A 14,961-nucleotide genomic window follows, 5' to 3' on the forward strand; every position below is an offset into this window, starting at 1 on the left:
TGACCCATGCCCTCCACCCGCACTTCGGTGCGGGCGCGAGCGTTCGTGCCCGCACTCGTCCTCGCCACTGCCTTTCTGGGCGCCTCGGCCGCGCAGGCTTTCGACGACTGGTCTACGGTGAGCAGCCCCATCCCCGGCCCGCCGCGCATCATCGGCGCGCACGGCGCGGCCTGCCTGCTCGGCGCCGAACAATTGCCACTTGAAGGCACCGGCTACCAGGCTGTCGATCTCGAACGTCGCCGCCACTTCGGCCACCCCATCCTCATCGAGTACGTGCAGGATCTTGGCCGTCGCGTGAATGCAGTCGGTTTCGGCCCGATCCTGGTCGGCGACATGGCGCAGCCGCGCGGCGGCCCCATGTCATACGGCCACGTCAGCCACCAGAGCGGGCTCGACGTCGACGTCTGGTTCCGGCTCGACCTGCCGCGCCTGCCGCCCGAGCAGCGCGAAGCCATCGGCCAGCCCATCCTCGTGAACGCAGACGGCCGTCTCGACGAGCGCTGGACCAACGAACACGCGCAGCTCATCTACCTCGCCACCGACGACCCGCGCGTTGCCCGCGTTTTTGTCGACGCCGCCATCAAGCGCGACGCCTGCGAGCGCGACTGGCCCGATCGCAGCTGGCTGCGCAAGCTCCGCCCCTGGCCCGCGCACGACGAACACCTGCACGTGCGCCTGCGCTGCCCGCCCGGGGCCCACGAATGCATCGACCAGCCCGAGCCGCCCCCCGGTGACGGCTGCGAGAACATCGCCCCGACACCACGCAAGGCATCCGAAGTGCTGCCGATCCGAGAGCTGCCACCCGCCTGCCACGCCGTGTTCAGGGCGCCTTGAGCGCCTGGCCCGCCACGCGCCGACGACACCTCAGTTCTGCACCGCCTCCGCCGCTTCAAGAAAGCGCGCAATGAGCGGAGACGCGTGCCGCTCGCGCAGACAGGCCACATGCACGTGGGTCGACAGGTCGAGTCCCTTCACCCGAAGGACGACCACCCGGTCATCCGGCGCAAACGCGGTAGCCGCCACCACGCCCAACCCGAGGCCTTGGGCGACAGCCTCCTTGACGCCCTCGCGGCTTCCCATTTCCAGCGAGCAGCGGATGTTCACGCCCGCGTCCGCCATGCCGGCCTCGAACACGGCGCGCGTGCGCGAGCCCTCTTCGCGCAGCACGAATTCCTGCCCTGCAAGATGCCCGATGCTCAGGTCGGGGATATCCGTGAGCGGGTGGTTGCGCGGCGCGAACACCACCAGCGGCTGGCGCCGGAACGGCACGCAGACCACGCGGGCGTCGTCGATGTTCTGCAACAGCACGCTGACGTCGTCGGCGTAGTCGAGCAGGCGCTGGACGATGGTGCGCGAATCGCCCATGCGCACGCTCACCCGCACACCCGGATAGGCCGCGCGAAAGGTCTTGATGATCGGCGTGACGTTGTACGGGCCAATCGCGCCGATGCGCAGGTGGCCCTGGAAATGCACGCGCGCACTCAGCAACAGCTGCGCCGCCTGCTCCTCGGCGCGGTAGATGCGGCTGGTTGCTTCCTGCAGCAGGGTGCCGAACTCGGTCAGCACAACACCGCGGCCGCGTCGATGAAAAAGCTCCAGTCCGCATAGCTGCTCAAGGCTCGCGATGTGGGCGGAGACGGTCGGCTGGCGAATACCCAGCAGCCGTGCCGCGGCAGACATGCTGCCGGTGCGGGCGGTTGCGGCAAATGCCTTGAGTTCGGAGGAGGTCGGTGCACTCATAGATCTGGTCGATAGGTTAGTCGGCCGATGTGACGGTTTGATTGATACCTCTGTCACATGCGCTCCCGACAATGCATGCATCCCCACCACCTCGAAGAGGAGTCGGATGCGATGCAAGCACTCTTGAAGACCACTGCAGACACGCGGGGCCCCGGATTTCAGCCGTCCCCCCGGCCGCCGTCCGTTGCCCTGAGCACTGCAGACCTCGAAGTCAGCTACCCCAACGGCACGCGTGCCTTGCTGCGCAGCAGCGTGGCGTTTGAAACCGGCTCATTCAACGTGCTACTCGGCGCCTCGGGCGCGGGCAAATCAACGCTGCTGCGCTGCCTCAACGGCCTGGTCACGCCCACCGGCGGCAGCGTCCACGTGGATGGCATCGGCACGCTCGCCAACCGAAGCGCCTTGCGCCTGCACCGCCGGCGCACCGGCATGGTGTTCCAGCAACACCATCTCATCGGCCGCCTCAGCGTACTGACCAACGTGTTGATGGGCCGTCTCGGCTACCACCACGCGTTGGCCACGCTGCGTCCGTGGTCGCGTGAGGATAAGGAGCGGGCGCTGGCCGCCATCGAGCGGGTGGGCCTGCTCGACCGCGCACTTGATCGCGCCGACCAGCTCTCGGGCGGACAGCAGCAACGCGTCGGGGTGGCGCGGGCGCTGGTGCAGCAACCGCGCATCCTGCTCGCCGACGAGCCGGTCGCCAGCCTGGACCCGGCCACCGCCGAACACCTCCTCACCCTGATGCACGACATCTGCCGCCGCGACGGGCTCACTGCCGTCGTGAGCCTGCATCAGGTCGACCTCGCGCGCAGGTTTGCCGACCGGATCATCGGGCTCAAAGGCGGGGCGATCTGTTTCGACAGCGCGCCCGCCGAGCTCAGTTCCGAAGCCGCCATCGCGCTCTACGAGCCGAATTCATCCAGCCGGAGCGCAAGCCCCGCGCCCGCCCATCCCTTCTTTCTCACTGCAGGAGCTTCCACATGAACCGCCGCAATTTTGTTGCCGCCGCCCTGGCCTTCTCGATGCTCGCAGGGGTTTCGCTGACCCATGCCAAGGACCCTTCCCGGCTGCGCGTCGCGCTGCTGCCCGACGAGAACGCCGCCACGCTGATCCAGAACGCCCAGCCGCTGAAGTCCTACCTTGAAACGACCTTGAAGAAAGAGATCGAGATCATCGTCACGACGGATTACTCGTCGATGATCGAGGCGATGCGCTTCGGCCGCATCGACGTGGCCTACTTCGGGCCGTTCTCCTACGTGCTCGCCAAATCGCGGGCGTCCGCCATCGAGCCCTTCGCGGTGGGTGTCGAGCGCGGCTCGCCCACCTACAACTCGGTCCTCATCGCCACCGCGGGCGGTCCGGTGAAGTCGCTCGAAGATGTTCGCGGCAAGCCCTTTGCATTCGGCGACCAGGCATCCACGTCCAGCCATCTCGCCCCGCGCGCGCACCTGCTCAAGAAGGCCGGGCTCGACGGCGAAAAGGACTACAAGCCGGTTCATCTGGGCACGCACGATGCGGTAGCGCGGGCGGTGCAGGCCGGGCAGGTGCCCGCCGGGGCGCTGTCGAAAGCCATCTTCGACACCCTCGTGGCCCGCGGCACCATCGACCCGGCCAAGGTCGTGCAACTCGACCTGTCCGCGCCCATTCCCAACTACCCCATCGTGATGCAGGGCGACCTGGACCCCGAGCTGAAGCAGGCGCTGCGCGCGGCTTTCCTGAACATGAAGGACGAGGCGGTGCTCAAAGCCTTCCGCGTCGAAGCCTTCCACGCCACCGACGACAGCGCCTACGACATCCTGCGCGACACCGCCACGGTGCTGAAGATGGATCTGGCGAAGGTGAAATGATGACGACCGCAGCCGCCTCCTATTCGGACATCCTGGCTGCGGCGCGGTCACGGTCGTGGCGCACGCTGGGGCTCGTGGCGAGCATCGTCGTCACGTGTCTCGTCGCGCTCGCCATCACTGGCTTCTTCGACGCCCGCCGCTTCATCGAAGGCGCGCCGGCCATCGCGCAGCTCGCCTCCGAAATGGTGCCGCCGGACTTCACACGCTGGCACCACTGGATCCGCCCGCTGGTCGATACGCTGGCGATGTCGATCGCCGGCACCGCGCTGGCAATGATCGCATCGCTGCCGCTGGCGCTTCTCGCGGCGCCCAACACCACGCCCAACGCGCTGCTGTATCGCATCACGCGCACGGTGCTGGCCGCGTTGCGCTCGGTGCCCGAGATCATCCTCGGCATCCTGTTCGTGGCGGCAGTGGGGTTTGGCGCGCTGCCGGGCGTGCTGGCGCTCGCCTTCCACTCGGTCGGCATGGTCGCCAAGTTCTATGCCGAGGCCATCGAGCACGTCGACCCCAAGCCGCTCGAAGCCGCCCACGCGGCGGGCGCAACGCGCTTCCAGGTCATCACCCACGCCGTGCTGCCGCAGGTGCTGCCCCAGCTCGCGGACATCACGATCTACCGGTGGGAATACCACTTCCGTGCATCCGCAGTCCTCGGCATCGTCGGCGCCGGGGGCATCGGTTTCGAGTTGATGGCTGCACTGCGCCTCATCAAGTACGACGAAGTCGCCGCCATCCTGCTCACCATCCTGGCCTGCGTCATCGTCGTAGACGGCATCGGCTCAACCCTGAGGAAAAAGCTCAAGTGAACGCAATGAACACCAAGAAAAGAATCGTCGTAACCAACCCGCTGTACGACGAAGTGCGTCGCCGCCTGGAAGCGCATGCCCATGTCGACATGAACGAATCCGTGGAGCCCTGGGCGCCGGACGTGCTCGCCACCAAGCTTCGCTCTGCCCATGCGCTGATGGGCTTCATGACCGACAGCGTCGACGAGGCGCTGCTTGCCGGTGCCCCCGAACTGGAGATCGTCGCCTGCGCGCTGAAGGGCTACGACGCCTACGACGTCGAAGCCTGCACGCGCCACGGCGTGTGGCTGACCATCGTGCCGGACCTCCTCACCGAACCCACGGCCGAACTGGCAGTGGGGCTCGCACTGTCGCTGGCCCGCCACGTCAAGCAGGGCGACGCCTACGTGCGCCGCGACGTCTACACGGGCTGGCGCGCCCATCTTTACGGCATGGGCCTGAGGGGTTCCACCGTGGCCGTGCTTGGCGCCGGCCGTGTGGGCAGCGCCATCATCGATCGGCTGCAGGGCTTCGAATGCGCGCGCATCCTCTCCGTGGATGCCACCGCACGTCACCGCGCAGCCGAGCCTGCGAAGCTCGAAGCCGCCATGGCAGCCGCCGATTTCGTCTTCGTCGCCCTGCCGCTCACGCCTTCCACGCGCCACCTTGTAGACGCCGCGGCACTGCGCCACGGCAAACGCGGGCAACTGCTCATTAACATCGGGCGCGGCTCGGTCGTCGACGAAGCGGCGGTTGCCGCCGCGCTCGCCGCCGGACAGCTCGGCGGCTATGCGGCCGACGTGTTCGAGTGCGAAGACTGGGGCGTGCAGGACCGGCCGACCGAAATTCCGCAGCTGCTCCTGCAACAGCCCAACACCCTCTTCACGCCCCATCTCGGCTCCGCCGTGCGCGACGTACGCCTCGCCATCGAGCACCGCACCGCCGACAGCATCATCGCCGTGCTCAACGGCGAGCACCCCTGCGACGCAATCAACCTGCCGCATCCCTTGGCCGCCTGATCCACCGTCCGCGGGCCCGCCCCGCGGACGTCGGATCGCAACCCGCACCCCACCCCAGGTAGGGCGCAATAAGCGCAGCGCATTGCGCCGGATGAAGCTTCCGCCGAAGCACCACCATCCGGCAGATGACGCTGCGCCAATCCCCCTACGAACTGCACGCCGCTCCCCACCGCCGCCCCCAACCCGGAACGATGTCACCCCCACACGCAATGCATATCTGATTAATTTTGAAAGCTGCGCTAAGGTTGAGGCCTGCCTGAGCGGAACGCGCCATGACCAGCGGCCTCACCACCCTGCCCGACGACCTGCCCGTGCCGCAAGACGACGGCGCCGCCGCGCACCTCACCGGCATGACCCTGCCCGACCTCACCCTGCCCGTCACCGACGGCACGCTGGTGAACCTCGCCCGCCTCCCCGGCCGGCACGTGGTCTACATCTACCCCATGACCGGCCGCCCCGACCGCACATTGCCCGACGGCTGGAACGAAATCCCCGGCGCCCGCGGCTGCACCCCGCAGTCCTGCAGCTTCCGCGACCACTACGCCGAACTCCAGGCACTCAACACCGGCGTATTCGGCCTCAGCACGCAAACCACCGACGACCAGCAAGAAGCCCGCGAGCGGCTGCATCTGCCGTTTCAGTTGCTGTCGGATGAGGGGTTGAAGCTGAAGGCGGCGTTGGGGTTGCCGACGTTTGAGGTGGAAGGCGTGGAGCTGTACAAGCGGCTGACGCTGGTGATCGACGGCGGGAATATCGTGAAGGTGTTTTATCCGGTGTTTCCGCCGGATAGGAGCGCGGAGGAGACGGTGGAGTGGCTACGCCAAAGTCGCTAAGCCGGTTGGAGGCGAGGTACGTGTAAACCTCAACGTCTTCATGCACAAACGTCACAGAAATGTCCCCCTGTGGCGAATCGCAAGCACGGGGCATAACCACAGGAGAACACGATGTCTTCAACTGGAGAAAAGCCTGGAAAGGGACGGTACGTTTGCACCAAGTGCGGGCAGACGGTCGTTCTAGATGACCACACGGACACACTGCCACCCTGCCCCCGATGCAATGGCACTCAGTACCGCCCATAAGTCAGCCGTATCAAGGGCGGTTAGAGCAAAGTACGGCACTAACCGCCCTTAAGACGCCACCACAGAAGCGGGACCTCCTCTTCATGAAGAAACTTGCCATTTTGGCAATCCGACTGTATCAGCGCACAGCTCCGAAGAGGCTTCGCCGCTGCTGTCGATTTGAACCATCTTGCTCACAGTACATGCTTATTTCCATTGACAAACATGGCATAAGATCTGGCATTTCAAAAGGAATAAAGCGCCTTATTCGCTGCCGCCCACCAAATGGCGGCATTGACCACCCTTAGGAGCGAACCTCAATGACGTATCGCGTAATTCCGTTCATCGGAAAGATAAAAAACAGTCAAACTGCCACGGACGTCAGCAACCAACTTGAGAAGTTGATTAATCAAGGGGCTCAGAACGGCTGGGAGTTCGTTCAGATCAACAATGTGAACATTGAAGTTCAACCGGGATGCCTATCCGCCTTGCTTGGCGGAAAAGCCAGTTACGTTCGATACGACATGGCCATCTTCCGAAAATCAGAATAGGATCCAGAAAATACAACTACTAAATCGTCAATACGCGCAAAGCCCCATCCGCGTCTAAATTCAGAACCAAACATAATCGCTAACCGACAAATCGAGTCAATGTTGTCGCTTAAACTCAGAAAGGAATTAGCTATGAAACCATATCGCGACGTAAACGGAGATTCTGGAGTCACAGCCTATGATTATGGCGACGACTGGATAACGGTAAGGTTTTCGGGGCCGCTGATTTATGAATACCGCGCTTCCAAAGTTGGACAGACTCACATCAACAAAATGAAATCGCTTGCAGACGCCGGCGACGGCTTAAATGCATACATTATGCGGAACCCAGAAGTAAGGGATGGCTGGTCGTCTAAAGGCTAACGGGCTCCATGTGCGATAGGGGCCGGCAAAATCCTATACCCAACAGACTTCCAGCGGCATGTATGTCGGCCCACCTCACAAGCTGTAGAAAAAGATGAAAATCCAAACCGTCCGAATCAAAAACTTTCGCGCCTTGAAGGACGTCCAGATTCCTTTCGACTCCGTCACCACCTTCATTGGACCCAACGGTGCAGGGAAGTCCACCGTGCTTCGCGCACTCGACTGGTTTTTCAACGGAAGACCTGGATCGCTGACTGACAAGGATTGCTCTTCGGGCGCGATTGACGAAGACATCGAGGTTCAGATCACATTCGCTGACCTGACGGATAGGGATCGTGAAGCTCTTGGGAAATATGTACCAGAAGGGGTCGCCTCATTTACCGCCTGGAAGCGTCGGTCACCCGCTGGCGCCGATATTCTCTCAGCCAATGCGAAGAGTTTCCCGGAGTTCAACGCACTCAAAGAAGCAAGCAGCGCGGCCGCGAAGAAGGAACTCTATACCGCTCTGCGCACATGCCATCCCGGCTTGGGTTTGCCTGCCGCCAATACTGCTGCGGCTATTGAGCAAGCAATAACTACATGGGAAGCTGCTCACACGGACCAGCTTGTGGATGCCCCCGAAGCATTGCAAACCAATTTTTTCGGTTTTAATAGCGGTGGCAAGATGAGCGGCCTCTTCGACTTCGTCCTCGTAACTGCAGACCTTCGCGCAAGCGAAGAATCAATCGATGGAAAGTCGAGCATCATTGGCAGAATCCTCGAGCGGTCGGTAAATCGCGCCGCTGCCGATGAGGAAATTTCGCGAATTGTCGAAGAGTCTCGCACGAGACAACAGCAAGTCTATAAAGAAAAATTCAAGGGACAACTCGATGCCATCACAACTCAACTCAATGAGGTTGTCGCATCTTACTCGCCGGGCAGGGCGGTCACTGTCACACCCGCTGAGGTAGAACTGAAGGCACCCCGAACTACATTCGACGTAGCAGTTCTTGATGGCGCAACCGAAACGGCGGTCGAACGTCAGGGCCATGGATTTCAGCGCACGCTTTTAATCTCCGCACTCCAACTATTGGCTCAGTCTGGCGCGGCATCGGAAGATGGAGTGATTTGCCTAGCGATAGAGGAGCCGGAACTTTTTCAACACCCAATCCAAGCCCAGACCTTTGCTAAGGTGCTTCGGTCACTCGCCGAGAATGCCGATAAACGCATACAAGTAACCTATGCGACACATAGCCCGTACTTTCTTGAGGCTCGGCACTTCGACCAAGTCAGGCGGCTGACACGATCGTCTGACGACAGTCCCGTAGTTACTGTTCACCTAGCCACAGTAGCTGACGTAAAGGAAAAGCTGCATGGAGTCTTAAACGCAGAAATGGTCAGCCGCCAGCTCGATGGCGTCGTGGCGAATCAACTTTCCGTGGCACTCTTCGCACATCGCGCATTCCTCGTCGAAGGCACAACTGAGGCTTCGGTTTTCTACGGCATTGAGGATAGGTCCTCTCTTGGCTCACTGGAGGCAGCGGGCGTCGCCATCGTCCCAGTCGGAGGCAAAACATCGATCCCGCTCGTGCATGCAATCCTTGTTCTAATCGGCATCCCGGTCTATGCGCTCTTCGACGCTGATAGTGGATTTGAAGCAAGGGCGACCGCCAATGGGAAGACTATGGACAAGATAGATGAAGAGCGGAGAAATCATGTGGCAGCCAATCGGCTTCTGCTCAAGTACTTCAGCTTAGAAGAGGAAGACTTCCCGTCTGCGATCATTGCTCAAGAGACCGCAATTTTTAATGATCACCTTGAAGACTTTTTGTCAAACAACTGGATAGAGTGGGGCGTTTCTTGCGAAAGAATTGAAACTTCATCAGGCGTCAGTCTCGCGAAGAATCAGCTCGCCTACCGGACAGCAACGCTTGAATCTGAAGGTACAACACCTGAGTTTCTCTTGAAAATTCTGGCCAAAGCAAAAGGTCGGTGATCAATAGGGTCAGAGTCATTGATTTTGCGTTCTTCGCTGCTTAACCCTGCGGCCAGGGATCAATGACACTGACCCTATTGATCTTGCATTGAGGAACTGAGATGCGAAGTCGAGTAACACGACTGCTCTGGCTTTTAGCGCTCTCCGCGTTAGCAACTGCGTGCACCAGAAATTATTCGGTGCTGCCCCAACTAGACCAAGCAAAAAGTCAGCAAATGGACATGCGAGAAGTTCTCGGCAAGTTCTCAGAAGGAACTGGGGTCAGGTCTTGAATTTATACCGTGGCGCATTGATCAGCTCCGTGCGCAGAATCAGGTCTTGAAGTTGTACTCAGCAATCTGGTGTCAGACATTGCAATTCGACAGAATTCAGGAGAGATAGGTCTGCGACACTTGCCTCTAGCCAGAACGCGCAAGAAAGGAAACAGCTTCGGCTCAGTCACTATGCGGAGATCAAGATGAAAATGACAAAAGTATTTGCCATTGCGACCACACTATCATCTGCTATTTTTCTAAGCGCCTGCTCCACCTTACGACCGACTCTGAACAATCCAACTGAAATATCAGGCGCCAAGACCATTCAAGAGTTCGTTGATTTGAGCCGTAGGCGAACGGCCGAGAAACTAGACAATGTCGCAGGAATGGAAAAGCAAGAGTGGACTTTTGGAGAAGTCAATCTTGCAGCCGGGACCGTTGGCACCATTGGCGCAGTAGCTCACTCGCTTCCTGCCGCGGGGCTCGGCGCGCTAACGGCTGGAGTATCCGCTCTTCTCTCAAGTTACTACGGCACGGAGAAGCAGAACGACGCATACCTGAAAGCGTTTGGTGCGACATATTGCATACATGGGCTTGCAGAGGGGATTAACCATCAAACAGCACTGCAATATATCAGACCTCCATCAGGGAGTGGCACGGCACATGACTTCGCAGTATCCGTGCTTAACTCAGCCCTGAATAGGATTGAGTTTGTTTTGTTTGACAGGCTTAGAAAAAGAGCTGTAAGCACCGCACCAAACTTTGAACAGTTTCAGAGTCATTTGCAGAATAGTATAAAGAGCCAACCAGCCGGGCAATCCGATTCGGTTCAAATACCAGAAGGAAATACCTTGACCCTAAACTCCGAAGTGGATGCCCCAAAAATTAGCGCCGAAGAGTTTGAGCGACTTAAGGTGGCTATTGGACGCTTGACAGATGACATCGGACTTTGCATCTCCGCAAATTAGAATCTAACGAGCAGTGGGATCAATGACACTGACCCTATTGATCTTGAAGGTTGAGCTTTTTTGGAAACATCGTAATGAATCTCTTCGAACGTCTTGCGTACAAAACGCGTGCATCGACAAAGCTCGGACAACTCTTCCAGGGCGACGCTTCGTACCAAGGAGTCGCTCGACTGAATTTTGAGCGCTGCTTGCAAGCAAAGGAAATCGAAGTCACGCAAAGCGTCTACAGCCAAGCGCGACTGGCCGCCTCGACAGATCCGCAGATGTCGGTCGGCGAATTCATCGAACGACGATTGATTGTGCCAAGGTAAGGATTGAAATCCACAGAGCCAAGACCAATGGGGTCAGAGTGGTTGATTTTGCGCCCTATCCCGCACAGCCGTCCTGCAAGAGATCAACGACACTGACCCCATTGATTCGCTACGCATGCCTCACCTATGTCGGCTTTCGAGGGCTCCGGTTCGAGACTCTAGGCGCAATCCGTGTGCGTCAACTTTCGCTTAGCTGGAAGTTTATGACTCCTGGAAAATTCATGATCGCAAATGGGATTTCGATACTCATCGCAATCTGGTTTGCATTTGAAGTAGGCGCTGCCGGTCGCTGGCTTGGCATTGGAGCCACGGTGTACTTTTGGACATCGCTTTGGGCGTACACGAACTGGTTTCTCTGGGACTCTAATATGGTCAGCATGCACGACGAAACTCTCCAAGTACTCCGTGACGAGTGGGAAGGTAGGGGGCCTTTCGGTCGGAATACCCCAACGGTAGTTCATGTCATGCGTGGTAAAGACTCACGGAAGCTCTTGCGCGCTGCTTCGCGTCTGGAAGCGATGTATGGCGAATTTTTGCGTCGCGCGGAATTGACCAATGCGGCCGGTGCAGCCAAATTTCTTGAGGAGAAGGAGCGATGGGCCGATCGTGCGCAGCAATTGAAGAAAGAGCTAAATAGAGGAGAGTGAGGCAACCCTCCGCTCCCGAGTCCGTTTGAAGTTAAACGATATCTTCGGAGTTTTCGTCTCAGAATGAGCATCAACCCTCTCAGCGAGCCGGTGTCGTTTATCCTGTCCGCGCCACTTCCGACTCGGAGTCGCCCCTTTTTCGCTCCGTCAAACCCATGTGCGTCTTAAGCGAAGTACCGAGACGTTTCTTCCAACCGCTCGATAATGGCCCCTTCGCCCCACCCGCCTCTCAGGACTCCCCCGCATGGAAATCAAGGTTAACTTCCTCGACAAGCTTCGCCTCGAAGCCAAGTTCGACGACTTCACGGTAATCGCCGACCAGCCCATCCGCTACAAGGGAGATGGCTCGGCGCCGGGGCCGTTTGATTACTTCCTCGCCTCTTCCGCCTTGTGTGCGGCGTACTTCGTGAAGCTGTACTGCGATGCGCGCGACATCCCGACCGAGCACATTCGCCTGTCGCAGAACAACATTGTCGACCCCGAGAACCGCTACAAACAGACCATCAAGATTCAGGTGGAGCTGCCGGCGGATGTGTCGGAGAAGGATCGCGTGGGCATTCTGCGGTCCATCGACCGGTGCACGGTGAAGCGGGCGGTGCAGGTGGGGCCGGACTTCATCATCGAGGAGGTGGAGAACCTCGACGCCGACGCGCAGGCGCTGCTCACGCTCACGCCGGATACGGACGCGAGCACCTTCATTGCCGGCAAGGATCTGCCGCTGGAGCAGACCATTGCCAATATGTCGGCCAACCTGGCGGCGCTGGGCATGAAGATCGAGATTGCGTCGTGGCGCAACATCGTGCCCAACGTGTGGTCGCTGCACATTCGCGATGCGCACTCGCCGATGTGCTTCACCAACGGCAAGGGCGCCACCAAGGAGAGTGCGCTGGCGTCGGCCCTGGGCGAGTTCATCGAGCGGGCCAACTGCAATCACTTCTACAACGACCAGTACTGGGGCGAGGAGATTGCCAACGCGGCCTTCGTGCATTACCCGGACGAGCGCTGGTTTGCGCCGGGCGCGGACGATGCCGTGCCGGATGATTTGCTGGATGAACACTGCCTAAGCGTGTTCGACCCCGACGGCGAGCTGCGCGGCTCGCACCTGTACGACACCAACTCGGGCAACGTGGCGCGCGGCATCTGCGCGCTGCCGTATGTGCGCCAGTCGGACGGCGAGGTGGTGTACTTCCCCACCAACTTGATCGACAACCTGTATTTGAGCAACGGCATGAGCGCCGGTAACACGCTGGCCGAAGCGCAGGTGCAGTGCCTGTCCGAGATTTTCGAGCGGGCGGTGAAGCGCGAGATTCTGGAAGGCGAAATCGCCCTGCCCGACGTGCCGGCCGAGGTGCTGGCCAAGTACCCGAGCATTCAGGCCGGCATCGACGCGCTGGAGAAGCAGGGCTTTCCGGTTCTGGTGAAGGATGCATCGCTAGGCGGGCAATACCCGGTGATGTGCGTGACGCTGATGAACCCGCGCACGGGCGGGGTGTTTGCGTCCTTCGGCGCGCACCCGAGCCTGGAAGTGGCGCTGGAGCGCAGCCTCACCGAACTGCTGCAGGGCCGCAGCTTCGAGGGCCTGAACGACCTGCCGCGGCCGACCTTCGAGAGCAACGCGGTGACCGAGCCCAACAACTTCGTCGAGCACTTCATCGATTCGAGCGGCGTCGTGTCGTGGCGCTTTTTCAGTGCCCGGGCCGATTACGAATTTGTGGAGTGGGATTTCTCGGGCCACGGCGAGGAGAGCAACGCGCAGGAAGCCGCCACGCTGCTGGGCATTCTCGAAGGCCTGGGCCACGAGGTGTACATGGCGGTGTACGACACGCTCGGTGCCACGGCCTGCCGCATTCTGGTGCCGGGCTATTCCGAGGTGTATCCGGTCGAAGACCTGATCTGGGACAACACCAACAAGGCGCTGCTGTTCCGCGAAGACATCCTCAACCTGCACCGCTTGAACGACGCCCAACTGGAAGCGCTGCTGCAGCGCCTGGAAGAGGCCGAGCTGGACGACTACACCGACATCATCACGCTGATCGGCATCGACTTTGACGAGAACACGGCGTGGGGCCAGCTGACGATTCTGGAACTCAAGCTGCTCGTGCACCTCGCGCTGCGGCAGCTCGAAGAGGCCAAGGAGTTGGTGGAAGCCTACCTGCAGTACAACGAGAACACGGCGGAGCGCGGGCTGTTCTACCAGGCGCTGAACGTGGTGCTGGAAGTGGTGCTGGACGACGAGCTGGAACTGGCCGATTTCGAGCCCAACTTCCGCCGCATGTTCGGCGACGAGAAGATGGACGCGGCCATGGGCTCGGTGGACGGCAGCGTGCGCTTCTTCGGCCTGACGCCGACCAGCATGAAGCTCGAAGGCCTTGACCGCCACCAGCGCCGCATCGACAGCTACAAGAAGCTGCACGCGGCGCGCACGGCGGCGGCCGGCTGAGGCAACGACCTCAGCCCGGCCATTCCCCGGTCGCCGCCAGATGCGGCGACAACTCGGCCGGCTTGCTCCAGCGCAGCGGCATGGCGCCGGCCAGCCGGCGCACGGCGTGGATGCGCACGCGCAGCAGGCGCAAGGCCCCGGCGTAGTGCGCAAGCTCGGGGCTGTCGTGGTCGATGGTCGCGGTGCCGGCGATCTGCACCAGCTGACCGCCATCGAAATCCACAAACAGCAGACCGACTCGCGGGTTGAGCTGGATGTTGCCCAGCGTGTTGAAGAAGGCGTTGCCGGTGAAATCCGGAATGGTCAGCAGGTCGGCATCGGCATCCAGCGAGATGCGGACGAAGCCCGGCTTGCCGCCGCGGTGCGAGACATCCACGCCGTAGGCAATGGAAGCATCCGTGCCGGCATCCGGGTGGGCGGTGGCGATGAAGAAGGTGTCCGCCCCGGCCACGATGCGGCGGGCTTCAAAGTCCAGCCGCGCTGACTCAACAACGCTGCCCTGCGGCTGCGCTTGCGCTACGTGCTGCGCTTCGCGCGCCTGGATGTACTTGGGGCAGTTGCCGAAGCTCTCCAGCACGCCGATGTCGAAACCCGAATCGCCCGACTGAGCGACGACGCCGTTCACACGGTTGCGCCGGCGGGTGTGCGCCTGCAGGCCAAGCAGGCCAATGGGCGCGCCGCGGGTGAATGCGCCGGCCAGCGCGTCTTGCGGGCCGGGTTGCGCGGCGATGCGCAGGGTTTGCGCATCCGGCGTATCGACGAAACCGGGCGGGCCGGCGAGCAGCGTGGCCCAGGGCTGACGGGCCGCGTCCAGCCCGCCCGCGAGCATGAACGGCAGTTGCGCGAAGAACTCGCGGTGCTGCTCGGGCATGTGGTCGCGAATGAGCCGCGGGCCAAGCTCGGCCATCTTGGCGGCCGCACCGGTGCGGGCCTGCACCGCGATTTCGCCGGCATGAAAGCCGCGGGCGAGGCCGGCGGGGTTGGTGTCCGGTTGCGTGTCCAT

Annotated in this window: 16 protein-coding genes; 14 read left to right on the forward strand and 2 right to left on the reverse strand. The window is 61.0% G+C overall.

Annotated elements, in window-relative coordinates; all coding sequences use genetic code 11:
• Positions 1 to 6 precede the first annotated feature (6 nt).
• Positions 7 to 834, forward strand: a complete 828-nt coding sequence (locus tag AC6H0N_RS02975) for a penicillin-insensitive murein endopeptidase (protein ID WP_497572564.1) — start codon at positions 7 to 9, stop codon at positions 832 to 834.
• Between the two features lie 30 nt (positions 835 to 864).
• Here AC6H0N_RS02975 and AC6H0N_RS02980 read toward each other — a convergent pair whose 3' ends face one another.
• Entirely contained in the window at positions 865 to 1,740 is an 876-nt protein-coding gene (locus AC6H0N_RS02980; protein ID WP_497572565.1) for a LysR substrate-binding domain-containing protein, read from the reverse strand.
• Positions 1,741 to 1,851: 111 nt separating this feature from the next.
• Here AC6H0N_RS02980 and phnC point away from each other — a divergent pair, with 111 nt between their 5' ends.
• From phnC to AC6H0N_RS03045, 13 genes are all read left to right on the forward strand, one after another.
• The gene (phnC, locus tag AC6H0N_RS02985; RefSeq protein WP_497572566.1) at positions 1,852 to 2,724 is read left to right on the forward strand and encodes a phosphonate ABC transporter ATP-binding protein; all 873 of its coding nucleotides are present in this window, start codon (positions 1,852 to 1,854) and stop codon (positions 2,722 to 2,724) included.
• Positions 2,721 to 3,587: a phosphate/phosphite/phosphonate ABC transporter substrate-binding protein gene (phnD, locus tag AC6H0N_RS02990; RefSeq protein ID WP_497572567.1), complete on the forward strand. Its 867-nt coding sequence runs from the start codon at positions 2,721 to 2,723 to the stop codon at positions 3,585 to 3,587. The genes phnC and phnD overlap by 4 nt, the downstream gene beginning before the upstream one ends.
• A complete protein-coding gene (gene phnE, locus AC6H0N_RS02995; protein WP_497572568.1) occupies positions 3,584 to 4,393 on the forward strand; it encodes a phosphonate ABC transporter, permease protein PhnE in 810 nt (269 codons plus the stop codon). Before phnD ends, phnE begins: the two co-directional genes overlap by 4 nt.
• A gap of 5 nt (positions 4,394 to 4,398) precedes the next feature.
• Positions 4,399 to 5,391 (forward strand): NAD(P)-dependent oxidoreductase, encoded by a 993-nt coding sequence (locus tag AC6H0N_RS03000; protein WP_497573238.1) that lies wholly within the window; start codon positions 4,399 to 4,401, stop codon positions 5,389 to 5,391.
• A gap of 272 nt (positions 5,392 to 5,663) precedes the next feature.
• The gene (locus AC6H0N_RS03005; protein WP_497572569.1) at positions 5,664 to 6,224 is read left to right on the forward strand and encodes a peroxiredoxin; all 561 of its coding nucleotides are present in this window, start codon (positions 5,664 to 5,666) and stop codon (positions 6,222 to 6,224) included.
• Between the two features lie 111 nt (positions 6,225 to 6,335).
• A complete protein-coding gene (locus AC6H0N_RS03010; protein ID WP_497572570.1) occupies positions 6,336 to 6,470 on the forward strand; it encodes a zinc ribbon-containing protein in 135 nt (44 codons plus the stop codon).
• A gap of 83 nt (positions 6,471 to 6,553) precedes the next feature.
• The gene (yidD, locus tag AC6H0N_RS03015; protein WP_497572571.1) at positions 6,554 to 6,757 is read left to right on the forward strand and encodes a membrane protein insertion efficiency factor YidD; all 204 of its coding nucleotides are present in this window, start codon (positions 6,554 to 6,556) and stop codon (positions 6,755 to 6,757) included.
• A 12-nt stretch (positions 6,758 to 6,769) separates the two neighbouring features.
• The gene (locus AC6H0N_RS03020; protein ID WP_497572572.1) at positions 6,770 to 7,000 is read left to right on the forward strand and encodes a hypothetical protein; all 231 of its coding nucleotides are present in this window, start codon (positions 6,770 to 6,772) and stop codon (positions 6,998 to 7,000) included.
• 457 nt (positions 7,001 to 7,457) lie between these two features.
• Positions 7,458 to 9,338, forward strand: a complete 1,881-nt coding sequence (locus AC6H0N_RS03025) for an ATP-dependent nuclease (protein WP_497572573.1) — start codon at positions 7,458 to 7,460, stop codon at positions 9,336 to 9,338.
• A gap of 457 nt (positions 9,339 to 9,795) precedes the next feature.
• Positions 9,796 to 10,560, forward strand: coding sequence for a hypothetical protein (locus AC6H0N_RS03030; RefSeq protein WP_497572574.1), 765 nt, complete (start codon positions 9,796 to 9,798; stop codon positions 10,558 to 10,560).
• A 74-nt stretch (positions 10,561 to 10,634) separates the two neighbouring features.
• Positions 10,635 to 10,871 carry a hypothetical protein gene (locus tag AC6H0N_RS03035; RefSeq protein ID WP_497572575.1) on the forward strand — a complete coding sequence of 79 codons (237 nt, stop codon included), beginning with the start codon at positions 10,635 to 10,637 and terminating at the stop codon, positions 10,869 to 10,871.
• Between the two features lie 221 nt (positions 10,872 to 11,092).
• Entirely contained in the window at positions 11,093 to 11,518 is a 426-nt protein-coding gene (locus AC6H0N_RS03040) for a hypothetical protein (protein ID WP_497572576.1), read from the forward strand.
• A 244-nt stretch (positions 11,519 to 11,762) separates the two neighbouring features.
• Positions 11,763 to 13,958: an OsmC domain/YcaO domain-containing protein gene (locus AC6H0N_RS03045; RefSeq protein ID WP_497572577.1), complete on the forward strand. Its 2,196-nt coding sequence runs from the start codon at positions 11,763 to 11,765 to the stop codon at positions 13,956 to 13,958.
• A 10-nt stretch (positions 13,959 to 13,968) separates the two neighbouring features.
• Here the strand turns inward: AC6H0N_RS03045 and AC6H0N_RS03050 are convergent, their stop codons facing one another.
• Complete coding sequence (locus AC6H0N_RS03050; protein WP_497572578.1) at positions 13,969 to 14,961, reverse strand: pyridoxamine 5'-phosphate oxidase family protein; 993 nt, start codon at positions 14,959 to 14,961, stop codon at positions 13,969 to 13,971.

The sequence above is a fragment of the Pseudazoarcus sp. NS34 genome (assembly GCF_059703725.1).

Bases quoted from the DNA above. Each gene is read 5' to 3' on its own strand.
- AC6H0N_RS03040 (WP_497572576.1), top strand. From the start codon at position 11,093: ATGATCGCAAATGGGATTTCGATACTCATCGCAATCTGGTTTGCATTT.
- AC6H0N_RS03030 (WP_497572574.1), top strand. From the start codon at position 9,796: ATGAAAATGACAAAAGTATTTGCCATTGCGACCACACTATCATCTGCT.
- phnD (WP_497572567.1), top strand. From the start codon at position 2,721: ATGAACCGCCGCAATTTTGTTGCCGCCGCCCTGGCCTTCTCGATGCTC.
- AC6H0N_RS03035 (WP_497572575.1), top strand. From the start codon at position 10,635: ATGAATCTCTTCGAACGTCTTGCGTACAAAACGCGTGCATCGACAAAG.
- AC6H0N_RS03000 (WP_497573238.1), top strand. From the start codon at position 4,399: ATGAACACCAAGAAAAGAATCGTCGTAACCAACCCGCTGTACGACGAA.
- yidD (WP_497572571.1), top strand. From the start codon at position 6,554: ATGAAGAAACTTGCCATTTTGGCAATCCGACTGTATCAGCGCACAGCT.
- AC6H0N_RS03020 (WP_497572572.1), top strand. From the start codon at position 6,770: ATGACGTATCGCGTAATTCCGTTCATCGGAAAGATAAAAAACAGTCAA.
- AC6H0N_RS03050 (WP_497572578.1), bottom strand. From the start codon at position 14,961: ATGGACACGCAACCGGACACCAACCCCGCCGGCCTCGCCCGCGGCTTT.
- AC6H0N_RS02975 (WP_497572564.1), top strand. From the start codon at position 7: ATGCCCTCCACCCGCACTTCGGTGCGGGCGCGAGCGTTCGTGCCCGCA.
- phnC (WP_497572566.1), top strand. From the start codon at position 1,852: ATGCAAGCACTCTTGAAGACCACTGCAGACACGCGGGGCCCCGGATTT.
- AC6H0N_RS03010 (WP_497572570.1), top strand. From the start codon at position 6,336: ATGTCTTCAACTGGAGAAAAGCCTGGAAAGGGACGGTACGTTTGCACC.
- AC6H0N_RS02980 (WP_497572565.1), bottom strand. From the start codon at position 1,740: ATGAGTGCACCGACCTCCTCCGAACTCAAGGCATTTGCCGCAACCGCC.
- phnE (WP_497572568.1), top strand. From the start codon at position 3,584: ATGATGACGACCGCAGCCGCCTCCTATTCGGACATCCTGGCTGCGGCG.
- AC6H0N_RS03005 (WP_497572569.1), top strand. From the start codon at position 5,664: ATGACCAGCGGCCTCACCACCCTGCCCGACGACCTGCCCGTGCCGCAA.
- AC6H0N_RS03045 (WP_497572577.1), top strand. From the start codon at position 11,763: ATGGAAATCAAGGTTAACTTCCTCGACAAGCTTCGCCTCGAAGCCAAG.
- AC6H0N_RS03025 (WP_497572573.1), top strand. From the start codon at position 7,458: ATGAAAATCCAAACCGTCCGAATCAAAAACTTTCGCGCCTTGAAGGAC.